Consider the following 19,442-nt stretch of genomic DNA (forward strand, 5'->3'; position numbering starts at 1 on the left):
ATCCAGATTCTGAGTCAAAAAACGATGGGCTCCGGTTTCCATGCCGGTTGGCCCATCGTTTTTTTGTTGTCCTCAAAGCCAAAGTTTTTAGTAGAGAGCTTAATCGCATAAGCGGGTTTGTGGGTATCCATATAGACCTTTAAGCTCTTGGCTCTGGTGTTATCGGCAGATTTGACTTCAATGGGAATGAGCTGCCCGTCACGCTGAATGATAAAATCAACCTCTGCCCCCCGCTCTGACTCCCAATAATAAGTGTGATAGCTGTTTATGGAGAGCTGCACATTGACATAGTTCTCCGCCATACCGCCCTTAAAATCGTTAATTTCCTCGACCATATAAAGAATGTCATTGGCAGCTAAATCCTTCTTTGCACAAAGTAATCCCAAGTCAGACACATAAATCTTAAACGCATCAATATCACGATAGTTTTCCAGCGGCTTTTTGATTTGCTCCACCTTGTAAACCCTTGACACGATGCCAGACAGGCAAAGCCATTCGATCGCATTTTCAAATTCAGAAGCCCGTCCGCCCTTCTTAATCAGCTTATATTGGAAACGCGTATTCTTCTTGGAGAGCTGAACGGTAATATTGTCATAGGCAAGCCTTGTTTTCTTGATTTCGTTCAGGTTGTTATATTTGCTCATATCATTCAAATAGCTTACAAGTATCGTATCCTGCGTATGACGGACAAGAATGTAATCCTTCGTCTCCGCAAACTGCATCACGCACTCCGGCATACCGCCGACCACAAGATATTGACGGTAAAGCTGCATTGCGGCGTCATGCAAAGCAGATGGCAGCGGTGTATCGGTTTGGAAGGACTCTTTTATCTGTTCCACTAAATCGTTCTTACCGAGAGCCAACATAAATTCTTCCATATCCATAGGATAAAGCGTTTTCATATCAACCTTTCCTACGGGGAAAGAGAATTTCGCTCTGCCCACCGCAACGCTGAGCAGGCTGCCTGCGACAATAATGTGGTAATCCGGAGCATCCTCGCAAAAATATTTGAGAGAAGTCAACGCCCTTTCACAGAGCTGCACCTCATCAAAAACGATCAGAGTCTTTTCTGTGACGATGGTCTGACCTGCGATATGAGATAAAATCGGTATCAGATAATCTGGACTGATGTTTTCTTCAAAAGTTTTGTTCAACTTTGGATTCGTTTCAAAGTTGAAATAAGCCACATTTTCATAGTGGGTGCGCCCGAACTCCAGAATGGAATAGGTTTTTCCGACCTGTCTTGCACCCTGTAAAATAAGGGGCTTGCGGTGTTCGTTTTCTTTCCACGCTTTCAAGAAGCCCATAATCTTTCTATACATAATCCGTCCTCCTTAAAGGTACTGACCATAGCATAGCAGATATTCATGTAAAAATCAGCGTAATTTTCTTTAGTTTTCACACTAATAAGCACGATTATTTTCAATAATATATCACAATATGACACGAATACCGTGATTTCTACACTCTACATTTAAAGAATAAAAAGTTTCTCAAGGGATGTACAGGACAGCGGAATTCCTCCGTTATCTCTTCCGGTTCATATAAAGAAGAAAGGAACAGAACCACAAAAGCCATATCGTAATTCAGCATCATACCGGACATCTGTCCGTATCGCTCCCGCAGCACCCGGCAGAGCCCGCAGTATATGTTCTGATATCGGGCAATTTCTTCTTTGCCGCAAAATTCAAGGTTTGTGACCTGTTCCAACCCTTAATTTTTTATAAACTGCATGATGGATTTTTTATATTTTACTGCTTATTACTCCACCACATTCAGATAGCTGCTTACGCAATACAGAGTCTGTCCATTGTATTCCACCCTGGACCATCCATAATCTGTATTGATTCCGGTCCGCACAAAGACTTCGCCTGCAGTGACCGTTGCCACCACAACCGCATCCGGATTCGTCACGCTAGGAAGCTTCCGCAGGTTTACTTCGATCTTCGGTGTCACATTTTCCGAAACCTTCGTAAATTTCGTCTTCAATCCGTCATCCGGCTCCTTCACCGGCGTCTGATGGGATAAATCCGTCGTCAGATAGTTGGATACTGCATAATAGCGTTCGCCGTCAATGAGAAGCCGGGACCAGCCGCTGTCACTGATGCCGGTTCTGGTGGCCGTCTCTCCATTGGTCAGGGTCCGAAGTACCGTACTGTCGGAGCCCTGGCTGGGCATATCACGCAGGTTGGTCACGTCTTTAGACGTAACTGTTTCTTCTACCTCCTGAAACTTCATCAGTGCCTCCACATCCGCCTCGGCCTCTTCCGGTGCTTCCTGGTTCTGTGCCTGGGCGCTGCTCTCATATCCGAAATACGCCACATTGGCGTCCACCGGCTTTGGAACGCCTGCTACCGTACCATTGTTGGTATACTGCCACATGGCATGCGTGCCGCTGTAGCTGGATGTAGCTGTCTGGGGATAGGGCGCCGCCGGATACTGGGATACCCAGATCTTAAAGCTCTTGTCAATCCGGGAGGTTTCCCATTTCAAATCTTCTTCCATTTCGTTTTTGGAAGCGTAAAACACCGGGGTGTAGCCCTGCTTGTAAATCTCATTCAGAAAGGCAATGGCACAGTCGGTCCGCTCCGTTTTGGTAAGACTGTACAGCCGGTTCTCCGGATTTCCAAACCCCTCGCAGTTGTAGGCTACCGGGTAGGTAATGGGATACTGGGAAATGATATCTGCTGCCCACTGTGCTTCCTCCACTGCTTCTGCTTCCGATACTGCTGTGGAGAAAAAGTAAGCACCTATTTTGATTCCGTTTGCCGACGCTTCCTGCATGTTATACCGGGCATTGCTGTCCTCCACAATCTCTCCGCTGCTCTGGGTACGATAGCCCACCCGTATCATGGCAAAATCGATGCCTGCATCTGCAACTGCTTTCCAGTCAATAGTTCCCTGAAACCGGGAAACATCAATACCAAGGGTCACTTCATCCGTTTCTGCTGCATGTTCGGAAATCAGAATTTTTGAAACTGCCGTTTCTGCCCCGGTCTCATCGGGAGTCAGATTCTCCGTGCTCTGCGGATCTTCATAATCCAGCTCCTCTTTATCCACTACTTCCTCTTCCGTATCGGCAATGACCTGAACTTCCTCGGCTTTTTCCGGTTCTTCCTTTTCACCCCGGAAAATCAGAAAATACAGAACAACACATAGTCCCAGCACACACAGGATGGCCGCCAGAACTGCAAGCACAGTTCGTACGGAAAAACCACTCTCCTCCTCATCCCATTCATTAAAATCCTGTCTGCTTTCTCTTTTCATACGTCTTGTCTCCTCTATTCTTCTATAATTTCTACCGGGAGAAAATACGGCGAATAACTCCGTACATAATCCTCCGGACGTTCGGAGTTTTCTACATATAAGTCTCCAAACAGCTTGACCGACTTCACGAAAGCCCCCAGATCCATCCCGCAGGCATACATCTGTCCATCTGTTTTTCGGATGAACGTCGTATAGGAATGTATGCAGTCTTTTTCAGAACTGCCATACGGGTTCATTCCCATCCACTCTGCCGGATCAAACACATTCTGGCGGGTGCTCAGAAAATCGGTCCAGACCATTTCCACATCTGTACAGGCCATATAGGGTTCCTCCAGATAGTCCTCTCCTTCTGTGGCACATTGTCCCCAGACATTACAGCCCCACAGCCACAGACGATTCTCTTCATCGATGGCCGCCGCAGTGGCAAGGCCACAGACCGTATACCTGGCGTTCTCCACCATCAGCCTGGGTTCCTCTGCGAACAGACTGCCAAGCCCTTCGGTTCCGGTGGTAGCCTGCATCCGTCCCCACCACCAGACCTTTTTGTCCTCCGTCAGCACAGAGATACATTCCTGACCTGCGGAAGCATAGGTGACATGCTCCATCAGAAGCTGAGGTTCCATTGTCAGATTCAGCCAGGGATTCCATGGTTCATTTTCTTTCATGGGAAGCCGGAGTGCCCCCCAGGTATTGGCTCCCTGTCCATACAGATTTCCATCCTCTGTTATCCAGATCACAAAGGTACTGTTCACATTCGCATCCACATGCACCACATGCTCCGCTATTTTCACCGGCTCCGTATAGGTCACATCCAGGTTATTGATATCGCTTTCCTTTGTGATGCCCAGCTGCCAGCTGTCATTTTCCCCGGTTCCCCAAAGGGTACCGTTCTCATCAATATAGTAATGATTAAAACCTGTAAACCGATCCGTAATATAAGAGCTTTTCGCATCCTTCTGCCGGTTCAGCGCCTGCAGATCGTCCGTGGGATAAGTTCCTGCGATGACTTCCTCTTCCTCCCAGTTCACAGGCGTCTGCTCCGCAGCTGCCTCTACCGGAATCTCTTTGACAGATACCGTAATCCCCATTTCCAGAAGTCCTACCCCCAGAAGCGCCAGCAGGAATGGAATGAAGCCTCCACGCCAGTTTCGGAAAACGAACAGATTATTCATCCGCTTCTTTATATCCTTTTTCCGAAGGGCAAAGGGAACCAGGGCAGGTGCCGGTTTTCCTGTGCTGTACCTGGCTGCCTTTAAAATAGTTTCGCCGTACTGCTTCTTTTCTTCCGGTTTCATTTCCCTGGTGACCCGTTCATCACAGACATACTCCACGTCCCGGAATGCCAGTTTTTTCATCACCCAGAAAACCGGATTGAACCAGTACAGATCGCAGACCAGAAGCAGGATGGCCTTGTACCAGGAATCCCTGTATTTCAGATGCATGAGCTCGTGCCGCAAAACCAGTGGCATTTCCTCTTCTTCAAAGAGTTCTGGCGGAAATACCAGTTTTTTCCGGAAATATCCAAAGGTCACAGGGGTAGGAAGCTGCTCCTTCCAGAGAAGCTCCGGCACTTTTTTGATATGATAGCTTCTGCACCAGCTTCTCACAAGACCTGTCACTTTCTCATCCTGACAGGTTCTGGAATCTTCAAAAAAGAAATCCCTAAGCAGGTAATACTGCAGAATATGATAAAACAGCAGCACCAGGAAGCCCAAAAGCCAGATACCGGACAGAATCAGCGTTTTCTGCTTCCACAGAAAACCAGAAAAAGCTTCCTGCTTCTCTGCTTTCGCTTCTTCAGATATGTGATTCTTTTCTGAGACCGCTGCTTGTTCTTTGTCACCCTCTGACGCTGACTGCACCGAAGCAGTATCAGCGGATGGCATCTGTGCATAAGTCGATTCTCCATTTAGGAAAATCTCTTCCTCCGCTTCCCTGTCTGTCCGGGAAGCATCATCCGTTTCCACTTCCAGCTGAACCTGCCAGCCTTTCCAGGACTGATTCAGATCCTCAAGATGGAACTCCACCGGAAGCAGCATCCGTATACACACAAGCAGCCACAGCCATTTCCGCCAAAGATGCCCCGATTTCCAGGAAAAACGTCCATCCAGCAGCCACAAAATCAGAATCAAAGCATCCAGTACAAGAAGATTCTGCAATGCATAGATAAAAGACTCTCTCATAGCGCTACCTCTTGACCTTGCTTTCCAGAAATTCCATCAGCTCTTTTGCATCTTCTTCACTGAGTTCCTCTCCATCATAAAGAGCAGCAGCAAAATTTTTCAGAGAACCCTGAAACATCTGCTTCAAAATTCCCTTGCTGGCTTCCTTCATATAGGGCTCCCGTTCCACCAGGGCACTGTAATGATTGATCTTCCCATCCCGCTCTTTCTTTACAAATCCCCGTTTTTCCAGACGGGACAGCAGAGCCAGCACCGTATTCGGCAGCACGTCTCTGCTGTCATCCATCTTTTCTTCAATCTCCGCTCTGGTTACAGGTCTGTCTGCATCCCAGATAATCAGCATCAGTTCCAGTTGCGCATCGGGTAATTTTTTCAAACCTCCACCCCATTTCTTCTTATCTTGTCTTATGTTAGACTTTTGTCTAATTTAAATATATACATATATATTGACATTGTCAATATCAAATCTACATTCCTGTACGTTACCTTTTCAGTTATACCATATTGGGATTGCACTTTGACATAGAATTAGAGATAAGAAAAGAATACTTACGTCTTGATAAAATTAATCATGTATTTTCCATACAGTCAGATCTTCCTTAGAGTCCCCCATTGCAGTCTAACACAGCTTCAATATAGAAACATTAGAATTATAAATATCAAATTATGCTACAGTTCTGATTCTCTTGTCCTATTAACCACACTATTTTTTTCTTTTTCTTTTTTTCCAAAAACAGCGTGTTGTCTATGAAATAGACCGACATACCGTCCATCAGATTTTATCCTGCTTCTTTTCCGCATAAAATCGGGCTTTTCCGGTGATTTTCGTTTTATCACATTTTATCCTGTGTTTTTCAACCATTTGCTCTTTTGTAGGCGCAGTGTCTAAATACCAATTCGCGTCTATGTCTACTGTATGCCGCGTCTCCTCCGTATATCCTGCTTCCATCAGATATGCTTTCATAACCATGGAGCCTTTAAAGCTTATTGGTATGCCACTGTCCTATATCGCTTTCATAACGCTATATATTAATTTTTCTTCCGCTGTTATATTCAAGGCACATCCCTCAACTCTCATAATAATCTATGGCTTCATTCGCCAATCGTTCAAACTGTTCCTGATATTCCGGCGCGACATAGATTCCATCGAAACTGTCTCCATTGGAATAATAATATCGACTTACCGCCTCTGTAATTCCCTGCATATCAAGAATCGACTCATTAGCCAGTGCGTCACATAGCGTTCTATTAAAATTTGTAAAATCGAGACCATTTCTGTTATTCACATAATATTGGCTGATTTGATTTCCAAGTACAACTACACCATTGAACCGGGTAACAGAATCATTTCCATACACCCAGACAAGGTACTCGTCGCTACGTCCTCCGAACTTTCCCTGACACATCAATGCCTCATCTAATGCAAATACCACGGGCTCCCCAATGCATTCCCGAACAGCCTTGAGCCAGGAAATTGCTCCTACAAACTCGCTTCTTCTGGGCAGATCCTGCTTTTGCGGATCATACTTCGGCAATTCGGTTGTTTTTCTATTAATCAAATCTTCCTGTATACGATATTCTAACAGACTTATAATATATTCTGGCGGTTTACGTACCCCAGTTTCCCAATTCTGAATTGTACGACGCGGGATATGATATCGCGCCGCAAACTCACTCTGAGTATCTCCCAGACGCATTCTCATTCCACGAATATCCATAGCAATCACCTCATCTTTATAATGCACTCAATGAGTGTATTTGTAAACAGTTTTACCGGAAATCACTTGAAGTATTCCGCTATCTGGATTCTTTACCTACCCCTGTCAGAGTTGCCGCTCTGGCAAGGGTTTTTCTTCATGCGATTGTAAACCGGCGGCTTGTGCTGGCCTTACAATACTGCTTGTAAATCTCCAGCAGTGCCGCTTTCAGGGTCTTTCCGTCAAGCCTGCTGCTCCATAATCTTCTGGAGCTTCGTCAATCTGTTCTGCAATGCTTTTTCTCCCATGTCGGAATCTCCTTTCTTGAGGCCATCTAGCCCAGCCCCGGCAGGCCTTAAACATCTAGCTCCATGTGAGCATCTCAATCTCTCTTATCCTGCTGCCATTGGATGGAAAGAATCTAAGATGCCCTTATTTATATATATACGAATTTGCATTCCTATTTCCCATGGTTTTGCCATGAAAAAAGCATTTACTGCATACCTGTCTGATACGCAATAAATGCTTTTTCTTAGTGGTACTTCTATTTGCTTTCGTCATTCCAGTATTTTTCCAGAACTTTCATAGCTTCTGCATCATTCAGGGAAAAATCATGCTTCAGTTCCTCCAGCGTAGCCTCTTTCGTCATGTGGAATTTCCGGCACAGCCGAATGCTGGAGATGTATCCTTCGGTACGGCCTTCTGCGCGGCCTTCTGCGCGACCCTTTTCTACATTTTCTCTGTCCCGCATCAATAACGTCATATACTCACGCCTCCATTTCTCATTTTTCTTTGCCTTTACTACTGCTTCATCCAGTTTTTTCACAAACGGATCTTCACTCTTATTTCCTGCCACATACTCTAAGAATGCCCGGAGACTCGGACTTACATTTTTGCTTGCTCCCTTTGCATTCAGAAAAATCTTGTGGGTTTCATCCCCCAGGGATAAGCCTTCCACCTCTTTGCACATATTTTCAAATGTGTAAACACTTTCCCCCTTTCCAAAGGCATCAAAGGTGCAGATAAAAATCACATAGCTCTTATTCAGCTTCGTATAGGGCTCCCCTTTTTCTATCAGTGCCAAGTCAATCATGCCCTGATAGTAACGGCTGCGCTTGGGTAAGCCTTCCTCCTGGACCGTCTGCATCTCGATATCATATACTGTATTATTTCCATCTGCCACATATACATCCAGCCGGACACTCCGGGCATCCTGTGCGATATCGATGGTCTTTTGTTCTTCCGGATACTCGACCCGCTCTATCGGAACATTTAAGATAACTTCCAGAAGCTCTCTGCACAGCTCCGGATCCCGCATGACCTTTCCAAAAAGAAAATCATTGCTTATCCCGATCTCATTCCATTCTTTTCCCAATGCCGCCACCTCTGTCTTTTTTATTATTATACTTGATTTTCCGCAGAAGCACAACGTTTTCCAGGCACTTTCTTTTCCCTGATATTGTGCCGCAAACTCGCTCTGTGTATCTTCCAGACGTCTTCTCATTCCACGAATATCCTTAGTAATCATCTCTGTTTTATAATGCACTCATTGAGTTCATCTATAAAAAGTTTTTCCAAAAATCGTCTGGAGGATTTAACTTCTTTTCCGCCAAATCTGGTAAACCCGCCAAAATCGGCATTAAAAAAGGGCTTCTCATTTCTGAGAAACCCATGTTTACGAGGGAGTGGGGGCTTCCTCCCGGAAGTCCCCGAGTGTTATGAATGAAATACTTTCAACTACCCTTTATCTCCTCTTGTCAAACGCCATTTTTCCTTATAAAATAAGGCTTTTTCAGCATTTTGCTTCTTATCTCGTTTTGTCTCTTTTTTCGAGATTGTCGTCAGAATTGTCGTCAGTTCTGTCGTCAGTTTAGACCACATACTCCACCTTCAACACCTCATTTTTCATTCGTTCATTATCTACATGATCATAAACTTTTAAGGTAATAGCAGGATCACTATGTCCCATAATTGTTTGCAGAACTTTGATATCCATTCCTGCCTCTGCCATTCTGGTACAGCCTGTATGCCGAAGAATATGATTTGAAATATGTGGTAAAAGAAGCGGTTTTCTTTTTTCCTTCTCTGCTTTCTTTTGCTCTTCCTTGTTATAATGGGTAACTATTCTCCCTAAAACAGCATTGAATCCCGTAGTTGTATATGGCCGGTTCCAATTATTCAAGAATATAAAATCCTTGTACCCGTCTACCTCTACAACACTTCTCCTTCCAAGCCTGATGCAAAGCGCTTTTTGTTCAAGAAATGCATTTCTTACCTGGGAAGTCATTCCTATTGTTCGATTTCCACTTTCTGACTTAGGTGTATCAATATACAACGTCGCCTTCCCATCCACCTTTTCATAGACTAACTGATGGTTAATATGAATTTCCCGCTTCTTCATATCCACGTCCTCCCATGTAAGACCGGATATTTCTCCGATTCTGCAGGCCGTTCCTATCATAATTTGAAGCATTGGAAGATATACATTGTAATATTTACTATTCTTTACAAAATCAAGAAAGATTCTCTGCTCCTCTCGCGTCAGGGCATTTCGCTTTTTGCAATCGGTATATCCGTCCAAACACCCCTTTGCCGGATTTTTTCTCAACAAATCATTGTCAACAGCATATACCAGTGTCGGCTGAATCAAATTGTTATGATACATTCGTATGGTAGTATCAGACAGTCCTTCATCGCTTAGCCCTGCATAGAAATGTTGGATATTCGCTTTCTTCATTTTTCCCGGTGCCATTAGCCCAAGAGGACTCTCCGCCACATGAAGCTTCCAAAGCTGACGATATTTTGCCTTAGTCTTGCTGCTCAGTTTTTTCTTGCTTCTAAGATACATTTCAAACATTTCATTCAGATTAATCTGATGTGCCAGCGTGGTATTGATTCCATCATCTAAGTCTCGTGAAATTTCTTTTTCTTTTTCACGCAGGGAAAGATCGTACTTTTTACCTTCTGGATTTTTATCTGTTGCCAGTAGCCGCCAACTGTATACCGTTTTTCTTTCTCCGTTTTGCGTATACTTATACTCGTATTTGCCGTTTTTTCTCTGAAACTCTCCTTCTTTTAGCACACGGCCTTTGCTATCTTTTCTTTTTTCCGCCATAGTGTTAAAACATTCCTTCCTTCTTGCAGGAATGTCCATCCTATGATACAATATTTCATGGTATGGACATTCTATACCATTTGTCATTTGGGTTAGCCATTCGCTTTGGTCGGGGAGTGGCTAACCTTTTTAAGTGTCTAACAGTAAACCCAATGCCTTTCTGATTGCTTCTCCTTTGCATTGGGATATTTTTCTTTTAATTTATCTACAGCAACATCTGCTGATTCCTGTGAACTTGCTGCCAACACAACTGAAGCACCTTCCTTCAAGAATTTATCAGCTGTAGCAAATCCTATACCACGACTGCCACCTGTAATGATTGCAACTTTATCTTTTAATCTCATTTAGACTACCTCCTTACTTAGTTTGTAGCTACATTATAAGCAAAAGGTAAATTATTTTCTGTGATATCATCACAAAATATCGCAATAAAAAACCCTGTTGCTCACACGCACCAGGGTTTTTGTTTATCTATCCGTATTTAAATAATCAGAATTTTATTCAACTTCTGAAAACTGATCTTTTCCAACATTACATAATGGGCATTCAAAATCTTCTGGAACGTCCTCCCACTTTGTTCCTGGTGCAATACCACCTTCAGGATAACCTTCCTCTTCATCATATTCCCATCCGCAAACGTCACATACATATTACATTAGTTTGTTCCTCCTTCTATTATTATAATAATCAATATTACTGATTACCTTTTATTTAAAATAATCATTCAATCATCATTTTTTCCGTTCAAAAACATATTCTGCATCTGATGATAAATCAGAGCGGAATGAATAGCCTAGTCTATCAAATTTCTTAATATCCTCAGGATTTTCAATTCTGTTTTCAGCCATGAACCTAACCATTTCACCACGGGCCATCTTAGCATATGTACCTTTTGTCACCAGTTTATCTCCTGATAACTCACAAAATGTAATCGTAATGTATCTATCCTGTCGTGTCAGATATTTTTCTATGCACTTAGAGTATTCTTTCGATGCCAGATTGATTATAATCCTGCTGTTATCAATCACTGAGCGGTATAATAAATCTCCCCAGTACTCATACAGATTTTTTGTTTCTCCTATTCCAACCTTCGCCTGCATTTCCAAACGATAAGGCGTCACACCATCCCTTGGTTTTAACACACCATAAAATGCAGATATTATTCTCAAATGATTTTGTACATACTCGAACTGACTGTCCTCAAACACGGATGGAGCCATATATTGAAAAGCAATTCCTTCATATGATAAGACAGCTGGGGTAAGTAAATGATAAAGATCCATGTTTTCCAATCTATTGAAGTTCTGTTCTGTAATTTTGTCATTACATTTCCAAATAGTCTTCAGTTCTTCTTTTGACTTACTTTTCAACCAACTTTGTATCTCTGTCGTCTTTTCAATAAATTCAGGCAATCCATCCGGCGCTATGCTGTCAGTATCTGTAATCATCTTTTTAGCAGGGGATAATATTATCTTCATTAATCTAATTCCTTGAGCATATTTTCAGGATCATCTGCAGCCTTGACTTTATCATTTGCCTTTATAATAATCCCCTGTTCATCAATAAGATATGTGGTTCTTACTACTCCCATAGAGACTTTGCCATAATTTTTCTTTTCTTTCCATACATCATATTCTTCAATAACTTTCCGCTCTGGATCTGCTAAAAGTGTAAATGCCAATCCATATTTTTCCTCAAATCTCTTATGAGAGGATACAGAATCCTTACTGACTCCAAGAATAACTGCTCCTTTTTCGGTAAACTGAGGGTATCGCTCAGAAAACCCACATGCCTGTTTCGTGCATCCCGCTGTATTATCCTTGGGATAGAAATATAAAATCACTTTTTTTCCTGTATAATCCGATAATCTATGTATTTTCCCATTTTGATCTGGCAACTCAAAATCCGGTGCCTTAACCCCTACTTCCAACATTATTTATCCCTCCCTTTCTGTATCTTTCTCTTTATTCGCCTTTTTCTTCCTATTCCCGGTAATCATTTTATGACCTGTATATATCGCCATTACCATACATAACATAGAACTTAAAGCAAAGTATTTGTGACTTGATTTTTGCTTTTTATATCCAGTGTAAAAAGTCCCAAGCATTGTGATCAATGCTCCTACTGACCAATATTTATGTGCTTTCATGTAATTCCTCCATTTTTCAGTGTATTCAATTCTAATTATACTCTACCATATTCCTATGTCAATTTGATAATAGAGCATTCCTATAAAATTTTTCAAAATATCATTGTCAAAACTATGTATTGTTATCCTTTAATTTTTCTTTGAAATAATTGACAAAAAGCTTGCTTTCAGGAGATTACCATTTAATCTCTTTTCCATATAGATTTTATCTGTATTCATGGCTTGTTGCCTCCTTCATTTGATGGTTCTATGATACCAGCAAAGAACGAGCAACAGAACAACACTGACAGCAGTTTGTGTTGAGTTCAAGAATTGTGCAAGTTCCGACTTACCGAATTCTTCCTTCACATCAATTCCACCGCCTGCAACCACCCAAAATGGTTGAGTTGCCGGATTGGTTGTCATCCTTTTTCATTTTTCAAAAATCAGCCCGAAATGCCTGACATCTAATCCACTGTCTCAAATCGTGACATCTAATCCGAGGTTACAACCTGACACACATTTCGCAGTAGATATGTTTCCATATAAGAAAACCGAGCTTTTTTCAGAGGTTAGGCTTTACATCCCAACTTCCGAAAAAGCCCGGAAATACGCCGCTTTCTGGCACTTATTTATCTTTTCTTGACATCAAGACTACCGTTTCGACATGCGTTGAGACGACTGAACTGCTCTCTTTTTTACCTCATCGGTTTGTGGAAACATGTCCAGTGCCTCATCGGTTTGCGGGAACTTATCAATAGTTACCGCCTCTGCTCTGCATCAACAAAAAACAGGAATTTTCAAATTAGTCTTTGCAAATAACCTTTGAATCTTCACCATCAATTACAATTCCCTGACGGTTGTTAATTGGGCATAGATTCAAATCCGAAAACTCAGTCATTATTTTCTCGGTAACTTTTTTAAATGGTGCTGTAAGATAATGCGGAAGAACATAGAAATCAATCAAATCAATCCCTGCATCATCTTCTTGTGAGTAGTCCTCCGGCTTTTCATCCATTTGCTCGATATATTGGATGCTTGGAGCGCATATAATTGCGCCTGCCGACTCGCCGATCATCAATTTTCCATTTACCAATTCCTTTTTCAGCAGTCCATCAGTTCCCGTTTTACGGAGCTGGTCCATAAGAAAGAAAGAATTTCCGCCGGTAAAATATATCACATCTGCTTCTTCAAAAACAGACTGTATCGTTGAATAAGCCTCCGTTGAAATATCAATTTCAGTTACGATTGCTCCCAACTTTTTGAATAATTTTCGAGCCGAGCCGACATAACCGGTGTAGCCTTCACGCAGTGAAGCTGTTGGAATAAATGCGACTTTCTTATTTTCAATTTCTTCCTTTATCAGACTTCCTACACTTGAAAAGTGCGAACATAAAAATAGTTTCATCAATATTCTCCTTTATAAATTCCGATTTGTATAACAGTAGTCTAACACACGTTGTTTAAAAATACTACAGCCAAGCCAATGTCTGTAATTTGCCCTAAAATTTCATTTTATGGAATTTGGACTACTTGATTTTCTAATTGCATACGCAATTCGTGAAATGTATCATTATACTGTTGATACATCAGACACACAAATGTAAATAGGGACTAATTTTTTTACTGCGTAATTGATTACTTCTTCCGGTGTGGGCCTGTCTCCTTTAAGTGCCATTTTCTTCCATTCTTCCTGCACAGCCGGGTCAGGATTATCAAATCCTGCATCTATGGCTATCTGCATTTCTCTGCGTACTTCTTCTGGTGTTGTGTTATACTTTTCTGCAATCTTCTCATATATAGTTTTCTCTCTCATTCATTTTCCTCCGATATATAAGTGGAATTATATCTTGTTCTATAAAATCAATTTAGTATATTTTTGTTGGCATGAAAAGAGACTTTACAACTTAAAATTGGATAAAAAGGACAAAAAAGAAGAGCTGCTTGCTCTTCCCAAATAGTAGTAGTAAAATAATATGTCATGCCAGCGCAATATATTACCTAGAATATCGCTATAACAGGAAAGGGGCTGTATTTGTGTAACAGCCCCTAGTTTATTTTAGCATCGGTCTGGATTTTGTCTCATAAAGATAAATTCTGCCACAGAGCGGTCGTATGTTTTAATGTGTCCAAACAGCCAGTCGATTACATTTTTCTGTACAAGTTCACTAAACCGATCTGTTGGTCCTTCATACTCCTGAAGGTATTCATACAGTTCCTGAATTGTCTTTTTAAACTCTTCATGTCTTTCATAATGTTTTTCACGCTCTGGATAACCGGCTTTTTTCTGAAGTGCTTCTTCTTCTTTAAAATGAAAGTCAGTATACTCATTAAGATAATCCAGAAGTTTGATCGCCTTTACCTTGCTGTCGCCATTTTGACAGGCAATTACAAAGTTCTGAATACGGTCAATCAATTCTTTGTGCTGTGTATCGATTGTTTTATTTCCTGTTACTAAATTGTCATCAAAGGTAATGTTTAAATCGTAAGTCATAATTTGACCTCCATTTCTTTTATAAATACTTTGTTTCTTGTATATCTGTATTATACATGATAATTATTCTTTTGTCAATAATAGTAATTATTATTATTTTCTTTCACACTTAGCATAAACTGCTATTTGAATTGCACATTTACATATTGTATATATCATGGGAATAGTTTATAAAAAATCTTACTTTTCATTTCCTTCGCTCCATATTTATTACTACTTTATGCAATAGTAAAGTAGCAAAAAAGGAGAATTAGTATGAAAAATAAACCTTATAAAGTTAAAGTATCCGTCTCCCCGGATGAGGATATTATTCAAATAATAAAAGCCCTCGCTGAACAGGATGACCGGAATTTCAGTTCCTATATCAACAAGGTCTTAAAAGAGCATATTCAAAAATTTACCTTTGACAAAAAATTCCCCACCTAGGAATATAGCCTTTCCCACTCCCTATGGAGTTACATAGTTTCCAGTATTTTGCTCACTTCACTTACCAACGGTAATACCTCTCTTTTACTTTTAGCAATATATATCATGTTCATACGCACTCAGCAGCTAGTACTTTGGGCTGTTCTGAATAGCTACAAAATTTTTATTTATTTTTCTTAACTATAGAGCTACACCTGCTACAGGTACAATCCAGAATATCTTTGAAAGCTGATTTCACGCCAAAATGAAAAAGGTGTGTATGGAAAATTTTTTTCCATACACACCTCACTGGTTTTTATTGCTTTGTATAAAGATTTAATTGCTTATCAATATTGCGTCCGCCATACATCACACGCAGGATCTCAACTGTTTTCCTATCTTCATCCGGAATATACAATACCACATAGTTATCTACTGGTAATATACGAAGTCCCCTACTTTTCCATGGTTCCGTTTCATATCTCCTGTATCGTTCCGGCATGGTTTCCAAACTTATGATTTGTTCTTCCAGGCGTCGAACTTGTCCGGCTGCATTTTCTGGTGCTTGTAATTCAAAGGCAATATATTCATAGATCCCTCTTAAATCAAGCTCCGCCTGCCCCGTCATTTTTACTTCATATATCATAAGCCATAATCCTTACGTATCGCATCAAATACTTCTCTTGCATTTTTTGTGCGTCCCGCCTGCACATCTGCATATCCCTTTTCCAATTCTTCATGGAAATCTGCTTCCGATAATGCGCTGATATCAACAGGTCTTGCAGATGGAATTTTTACTTCAAACGGAAGTCCTCTCTGTAAAATAATCTGTTTATAAAACATATTGATTGCATTAGAAGCCGGAATCCCAAGGGTAGATAAAATGCTTTCCGCCTGCTCTTTCACATCCGGTTCTATTCTCGCATATAAATTCGCTGATTTTGCTGCCATATAGAATGTCTCCTTTCTTATGCTGCATTTTCTTCTACCCTTATTATACGCAAATGTCCGCACAATAGCAAGTCATTTTTCAATCTCACAAATCCCCGCCATCACATACTCTGCGCATGGCAGAGCAATGGAATTACCCAGGGCCCGGTACCGGGCGCTGTCGCTGATCGTCTCTCCTTCGCACCCGTAGGCCGTCCAGTGATCCGGCAGTCCTTGCAGGCGCTCACATTCCAGTGGCGTCAGGTATCGGATACCTCCCTCTTTTCTCCAGTCTTCTCCTTCGTACCAGAAGCTAAAGCTATTTGCGCTGCTGGCAAGAAGTGTGGGAAAAGGCTCATCTGGCCGTCCAAAACTGACGAGGAACTTGGCTTCGTCTTTTTCTTTGACCGCTCCGCGCATTTGCCGCTCCTGTATCGGAAGGATGACGGGTATGTGCCGCCCTGTTTCTTCAAAAAATATTCCACTTTCTCCGGCGGACGGCGGCCCAGACTGGCCGCATACCTTAGAATCCGGGAGCACTGGGCGGCACTTAAATAATACCTGGGCGCTACGCTTTCCTCTAAAATCCGCCACAAGGAATATCCGTTTTCTCCGCTGCTGGAGCCTGGGGCTTCCCCAATACTGGGCGTCCAAGAGCCGCCAACTGATATCACTTTCGCCCCCTCGCACCATACCGGCGCTGGCCCAGTGTTCAGAAGGAGGCATTGGAACCGGGCAGCCTGCGAACGCTTCCAGCACGGCTCTAAAATCCATCCGGTCTCCCGATGAAAAAGCTCCCATGACGTTCTCCCAAACAGCGAAAGCTGGATATATGCCATTGGTTGCATCCCTCATTTCTCTGATAATACGTATGGCCTCGTAAAACAGGCCTGACTTTTGCTGAGGTTAGATAGCGATACTTTTTACATCTACCATGTTGCGGCGGTCATGGTTGACAACTTGCGTCGGCTCCTGCTCGGTATCAACCTGTCCGACAAAGCTGTAATGGATTTCGATTTTCCGGGTGTTGGTTTCCCGGTCTAATTCATGTATCAAAATACGGTCGATAAACTCATGGACGTTTTCATAGGTCAATTCCTGTATGTCGCTGTATTTCCCGACAATCTGAATAAACCTTGATATATCCCTTTTTCGCTCGGTAACGGTTGCGATCTGCTGTTGTAACTCGTCTATCCTTGCGGCAAGGGATTTCTTTTCGTCCTCATAGCCGGAAGTTAGAAACACAAACCGTTCATCTGTCAGTCTGCCTAATGCGTTGTCCTCATACAGCTTGCGGAAAAGCGTGTCAAGTTCGGTCATACGCGCCTGTGCTTTGAAAAGTTCCTTTTGCTGCTGCGCTAATGCCTTTCTCGCTTCCATGTCGCCGTACTCGGTAGCTTTACAGATAAAGTCCTGTTCGTGTTCCTTAACATACCGCAAAACCCGCCGCATATCTTCCAGCACTAAATCAAGAAGTACGTTTTTGCGGATATAATGAGAGGTACACTCGCTGCCTGTCCTTGCCCTGTTGCGCCATGCGCCGCAAGAATAGGAAAACTTGCGCGGCTCGATATTTACGCCCTGTTGGTAATACATCTTATGTCTGCAACCAGCGCAAAACAGCAAGCCGGAAAAAATATCAATCTCCGCTGCTTTTGTCGGGCGGTGGCGGGTAGCAATCCGCTTTTGCGCAAGTTCAAAGGTTTCCTCGTCAACAAGCGGCTCATGGGTGTTTGGGAAGAAATAGCGTTGTTCTTCTTCGTTCTTCCGGGTCTTTTTCGACTTGTAGGATACCTTGTGAGTTTTCGCGGTTATGGTATGCCCTAAATATTCCTGCCTTGCTAATATGTCATAGAGCGTTTTGTCCGGCCAAGTATAGGGGGCGATCATTGCCCGCTGATACCGCGCCTGTCCTGTACGCTGATAGCGCAACGCTCCAATCGTCAAGACTTTGTTTTCCGCAAGCCATTTTTGGATTTCGCACATACGCACACCGCTAACAAACATAGCGAAAACCTGTTTGACAATCGGCGCGGTTTCCGGGTCGGGTATAAGGTGGTGGCGGTTGTTCGGGTCTGGGATATAGCCGTATGGATATTCCCCGTTGACGCGCTCGCCTTTTTGCGCCTGTGCCTGTTTAACTGCGCGGATTTTCTTGCTTGTGTCGCGGGCGTAAAACTCGTTAAACCAGTTCCGCAAGGGGGTAAACTCGTTATCCTCCCGCGCTGTGTCAACTCCGTCGTTGATCGCGATATAGCGTACTCCGTTTTCGGGAAATACAATCTCTATGAGTTCGCCCGTTTTCAGATAGTTTCTGCCAAGACGGGAAAGGTCTTTGGTAATGACCGTCGCCACTCGTCCGGCTTCCACTTCCTGCAACATCGCTTGCAGCCCCTCGCGCTCAAAACTCACGCCGGAAAATCCGTCGTCCACAAAAAACTTTGTGTTCAAAAAATGGTGTTCGTCCGCATAGCGTTGAAGTATCATTTTTTGGTGCTGTATGCTTCCGCTTTCTCCGGCTTGCATATCCTCTTGACTTAAACGGCAGTAAAGGGCGGTGATTTTATTCGACTGTAACATTAGTCCTCCTTTCCGACAGCCGAATAAACAGGTATAATGTGTTGCTATCATTATACCATATCCCGCCGCCTAATGCACTACTCGGACGCTAAAAATCCCGGATTTCCGGGCTTTTTCTGCAAATCCTTTACAATGAGTTTCTCAATCTTTTTATGGATTGTATCGGTTGCCTTTTCACTCGGCAACGCTTGAACAAGATAGGTGATTTTCCCTATTTTGCGTTCGGTTGTAATTGTCTGTTTTTTATCCATTAGAAAAACCTCCTTTTCCTGTATGGATAAACTATATTCGTCAAAAGGCAAAAACGGGCGGTTGTTAGCTGCAACCTCACGGGAGTTTCACCCCGGCCCATGCTTATGGGTGCGCCGCGCAATACTTTGAGGGTGTTCAACGCGGGAGTATCATTGTGCCGCCTTGTATGTCGTCGCCCACAAGCTGCTAAACCTGTTTTACGGCGCGGTAGTTCTCGCTCGGCTTTTCCCCTACGGGGAAAAGCTGTCATGGCGTACCCGCCGACTGGCTCGGTACAGACGGAATGTACCCGTTTGCCTGTTATGCTGCGCACCAAAGGCCGCTTTCTTTGTCAAAGAACAATAGGCTTTGTCGGCCTGCAAAAGCACATCAACAGCGGATATGCTTTTGC

The 19,442-nt window shown here is 42.8% G+C and carries 20 protein-coding genes and 2 pseudogenes; 1 reads left to right on the plus strand and 21 read right to left on the minus strand.

Annotated features, from left to right (window positions below):
* Nucleotides 1-14 precede the first annotated feature (14 nt).
* The 16 genes and pseudogenes from H8S44_RS06905 to H8S44_RS06975 form a co-directional block, all read right to left on the minus strand.
* Nucleotides 15-1,322 (minus strand): ATP-binding protein, encoded by a 1,308-nt coding sequence (locus tag H8S44_RS06905; RefSeq protein ID WP_186871849.1) that lies wholly within the window; start codon nucleotides 1,320-1,322, stop codon nucleotides 15-17.
* A gap of 139 nt (nucleotides 1,323-1,461) precedes the next feature.
* Nucleotides 1,462-1,710, minus strand: a complete 249-nt coding sequence (locus tag H8S44_RS16835) for a DUF5685 family protein (protein ID WP_243167495.1) — start codon at nucleotides 1,708-1,710, stop codon at nucleotides 1,462-1,464.
* A gap of 51 nt (nucleotides 1,711-1,761) precedes the next feature.
* Nucleotides 1,762-3,267: a GH25 family lysozyme gene (locus H8S44_RS06910; RefSeq protein WP_186871850.1), complete on the minus strand. Its 1,506-nt coding sequence runs from the start codon at nucleotides 3,265-3,267 to the stop codon at nucleotides 1,762-1,764.
* A gap of 14 nt (nucleotides 3,268-3,281) precedes the next feature.
* The gene (locus H8S44_RS06915) at nucleotides 3,282-5,450 is read right to left on the minus strand and encodes a M56 family metallopeptidase (protein ID WP_186871851.1); all 2,169 of its coding nucleotides are present in this window, start codon (nucleotides 5,448-5,450) and stop codon (nucleotides 3,282-3,284) included.
* A 4-nt stretch (nucleotides 5,451-5,454) separates the two neighbouring features.
* On the minus strand, nucleotides 5,455-5,826 hold the full coding sequence (locus H8S44_RS06920) for a BlaI/MecI/CopY family transcriptional regulator (RefSeq protein ID WP_158363241.1): 372 nt from the start codon (nucleotides 5,824-5,826) through the stop codon (nucleotides 5,455-5,457).
* A gap of 691 nt (nucleotides 5,827-6,517) precedes the next feature.
* Entirely contained in the window at nucleotides 6,518-7,168 is a 651-nt protein-coding gene (locus H8S44_RS06925) for a helix-turn-helix domain-containing protein (protein ID WP_186871852.1), read from the minus strand.
* Nucleotides 7,169-7,691: 523 nt separating this feature from the next.
* A complete protein-coding gene (locus H8S44_RS06930; protein ID WP_243167497.1) occupies nucleotides 7,692-8,651 on the minus strand; it encodes an Rpn family recombination-promoting nuclease/putative transposase in 960 nt (319 codons plus the stop codon).
* Nucleotides 8,652-9,017: 366 nt separating this feature from the next.
* The gene (locus H8S44_RS06935) at nucleotides 9,018-10,262 is read right to left on the minus strand and encodes a site-specific integrase (RefSeq protein WP_186871853.1); all 1,245 of its coding nucleotides are present in this window, start codon (nucleotides 10,260-10,262) and stop codon (nucleotides 9,018-9,020) included.
* 176 nt (nucleotides 10,263-10,438) lie between these two features.
* Nucleotides 10,439-10,606: pseudogene (locus H8S44_RS06940) on the minus strand (SDR family NAD(P)-dependent oxidoreductase); the annotation flags it as partial.
* Nucleotides 10,607-10,759: 153 nt separating this feature from the next.
* A pseudogene (locus tag H8S44_RS06945) lies at nucleotides 10,760-10,918 on the minus strand (rubredoxin).
* Nucleotides 10,919-10,993: 75 nt separating this feature from the next.
* Nucleotides 10,994-11,740 (minus strand): peroxide stress protein YaaA, encoded by a 747-nt coding sequence (gene yaaA / locus H8S44_RS06950; RefSeq protein WP_005421606.1) that lies wholly within the window; start codon nucleotides 11,738-11,740, stop codon nucleotides 10,994-10,996.
* The gene (gene bcp / locus H8S44_RS06955) at nucleotides 11,740-12,195 is read right to left on the minus strand and encodes a thioredoxin-dependent thiol peroxidase (RefSeq protein ID WP_186871854.1); all 456 of its coding nucleotides are present in this window, start codon (nucleotides 12,193-12,195) and stop codon (nucleotides 11,740-11,742) included. The genes yaaA and bcp overlap by 1 nt, the downstream gene beginning before the upstream one ends.
* Nucleotides 12,196-12,198: 3 nt before the next feature.
* Nucleotides 12,199-12,411 carry a DUF6219 family protein gene (locus tag H8S44_RS06960; protein ID WP_005421604.1) on the minus strand — a complete coding sequence of 71 codons (213 nt, stop codon included), beginning with the start codon at nucleotides 12,409-12,411 and terminating at the stop codon, nucleotides 12,199-12,201.
* 784 nt (nucleotides 12,412-13,195) lie between these two features.
* On the minus strand, nucleotides 13,196-13,798 hold the full coding sequence (locus H8S44_RS06965) for a Type 1 glutamine amidotransferase-like domain-containing protein (RefSeq protein WP_186871855.1): 603 nt from the start codon (nucleotides 13,796-13,798) through the stop codon (nucleotides 13,196-13,198).
* Nucleotides 13,799-13,963: 165 nt separating this feature from the next.
* Nucleotides 13,964-14,206, minus strand: coding sequence for a sporulation initiation factor Spo0A C-terminal domain-containing protein (locus H8S44_RS06970; RefSeq protein ID WP_186871856.1), 243 nt, complete (start codon nucleotides 14,204-14,206; stop codon nucleotides 13,964-13,966).
* Between the two features lie 243 nt (nucleotides 14,207-14,449).
* A complete protein-coding gene (locus H8S44_RS06975; protein ID WP_186871857.1) occupies nucleotides 14,450-14,884 on the minus strand; it encodes a bacteriohemerythrin in 435 nt (144 codons plus the stop codon).
* Between the two features lie 255 nt (nucleotides 14,885-15,139).
* Here H8S44_RS06975 and H8S44_RS06980 point away from each other — a divergent pair, with 255 nt between their 5' ends.
* Nucleotides 15,140-15,310 (plus strand): toxin-antitoxin system protein, encoded by a 171-nt coding sequence (locus tag H8S44_RS06980; RefSeq protein WP_186871858.1) that lies wholly within the window; start codon nucleotides 15,140-15,142, stop codon nucleotides 15,308-15,310.
* Nucleotides 15,311-15,605: 295 nt separating this feature from the next.
* Here the strand turns inward: H8S44_RS06980 and H8S44_RS06985 are convergent, their stop codons facing one another.
* The 5 genes from H8S44_RS06985 to H8S44_RS07005 form a co-directional block, all read right to left on the minus strand.
* Nucleotides 15,606-15,935 carry a type II toxin-antitoxin system RelE/ParE family toxin gene (locus tag H8S44_RS06985; protein WP_186871859.1) on the minus strand — a complete coding sequence of 110 codons (330 nt, stop codon included), beginning with the start codon at nucleotides 15,933-15,935 and terminating at the stop codon, nucleotides 15,606-15,608.
* On the minus strand, nucleotides 15,932-16,240 hold the full coding sequence (locus tag H8S44_RS06990) for a type II toxin-antitoxin system RelB/DinJ family antitoxin (RefSeq protein ID WP_186871860.1): 309 nt from the start codon (nucleotides 16,238-16,240) through the stop codon (nucleotides 15,932-15,934). Before H8S44_RS06990 ends, H8S44_RS06985 begins: the two co-directional genes overlap by 4 nt.
* A gap of 72 nt (nucleotides 16,241-16,312) precedes the next feature.
* On the minus strand, nucleotides 16,313-17,020 hold the full coding sequence (locus H8S44_RS06995; RefSeq protein ID WP_330593413.1) for a DNA cytosine methyltransferase: 708 nt from the start codon (nucleotides 17,018-17,020) through the stop codon (nucleotides 16,313-16,315).
* Between the two features lie 105 nt (nucleotides 17,021-17,125).
* On the minus strand, nucleotides 17,126-18,799 hold the full coding sequence (locus H8S44_RS07000; protein WP_002604471.1) for a recombinase family protein: 1,674 nt from the start codon (nucleotides 18,797-18,799) through the stop codon (nucleotides 17,126-17,128).
* Nucleotides 18,800-18,876: 77 nt separating this feature from the next.
* A complete protein-coding gene (locus H8S44_RS07005; RefSeq protein WP_002604472.1) occupies nucleotides 18,877-19,050 on the minus strand; it encodes a transposon-encoded TnpW family protein in 174 nt (57 codons plus the stop codon).
* Nucleotides 19,051-19,442: the final 392 nt, after the last annotated feature.

It is taken from the genome of Anaerosacchariphilus hominis, assembly GCF_014290175.1.
Classification (GTDB): domain Bacteria; phylum Bacillota; class Clostridia; order Lachnospirales; family Lachnospiraceae; genus Laedolimicola; species Laedolimicola hominis.

Excerpts from the sequence above, each read along its gene's own strand:
- H8S44_RS06905 (WP_186871849.1), bottom strand. The coding sequence starts at position 1,322 with ATGTATAGAAAGATTATGGGCTTCTTGAAAGCGTGGAAAGAAAACGAA.
- H8S44_RS06910 (WP_186871850.1), bottom strand. The coding sequence starts at position 3,267 with ATGAAAAGAGAAAGCAGACAGGATTTTAATGAATGGGATGAGGAGGAG.
- H8S44_RS06915 (WP_186871851.1), bottom strand. The coding sequence starts at position 5,450 with ATGAGAGAGTCTTTTATCTATGCATTGCAGAATCTTCTTGTACTGGAT.
- H8S44_RS06925 (WP_186871852.1), bottom strand. The coding sequence starts at position 7,168 with ATGGATATTCGTGGAATGAGAATGCGTCTGGGAGATACTCAGAGTGAG.
- H8S44_RS06930 (WP_243167497.1), bottom strand. The coding sequence starts at position 8,651 with ATGAGAAGACGTCTGGAAGATACACAGAGCGAGTTTGCGGCACAATAT.
- H8S44_RS06935 (WP_186871853.1), bottom strand. The coding sequence starts at position 10,262 with ATGGCGGAAAAAAGAAAAGATAGCAAAGGCCGTGTGCTAAAAGAAGGA.
- yaaA (WP_005421606.1), bottom strand. The coding sequence starts at position 11,740 with ATGAAGATAATATTATCCCCTGCTAAAAAGATGATTACAGATACTGAC.
- bcp (WP_186871854.1), bottom strand. The coding sequence starts at position 12,195 with ATGTTGGAAGTAGGGGTTAAGGCACCGGATTTTGAGTTGCCAGATCAA.
- H8S44_RS06960 (WP_005421604.1), bottom strand. The coding sequence starts at position 12,411 with ATGAAAGCACATAAATATTGGTCAGTAGGAGCATTGATCACAATGCTT.
- H8S44_RS06965 (WP_186871855.1), bottom strand. The coding sequence starts at position 13,798 with ATGAAACTATTTTTATGTTCGCACTTTTCAAGTGTAGGAAGTCTGATA.
- H8S44_RS06970 (WP_186871856.1), bottom strand. The coding sequence starts at position 14,206 with ATGAGAGAGAAAACTATATATGAGAAGATTGCAGAAAAGTATAACACA.
- H8S44_RS06975 (WP_186871857.1), bottom strand. The coding sequence starts at position 14,884 with ATGACTTACGATTTAAACATTACCTTTGATGACAATTTAGTAACAGGA.
- H8S44_RS06980 (WP_186871858.1), top strand. The coding sequence starts at position 15,140 with ATGAAAAATAAACCTTATAAAGTTAAAGTATCCGTCTCCCCGGATGAG.
- H8S44_RS06985 (WP_186871859.1), bottom strand. The coding sequence starts at position 15,935 with ATGATATATGAAGTAAAAATGACGGGGCAGGCGGAGCTTGATTTAAGA.
- H8S44_RS06990 (WP_186871860.1), bottom strand. The coding sequence starts at position 16,240 with ATGGCAGCAAAATCAGCGAATTTATATGCGAGAATAGAACCGGATGTG.
- H8S44_RS06995 (WP_330593413.1), bottom strand. The coding sequence starts at position 17,020 with ATGGGAGCTTTTTCATCGGGAGACCGGATGGATTTTAGAGCCGTGCTG.
- H8S44_RS07000 (WP_002604471.1), bottom strand. The coding sequence starts at position 18,799 with ATGTTACAGTCGAATAAAATCACCGCCCTTTACTGCCGTTTAAGTCAA.
- H8S44_RS07005 (WP_002604472.1), bottom strand. The coding sequence starts at position 19,050 with ATGGATAAAAAACAGACAATTACAACCGAACGCAAAATAGGGAAAATC.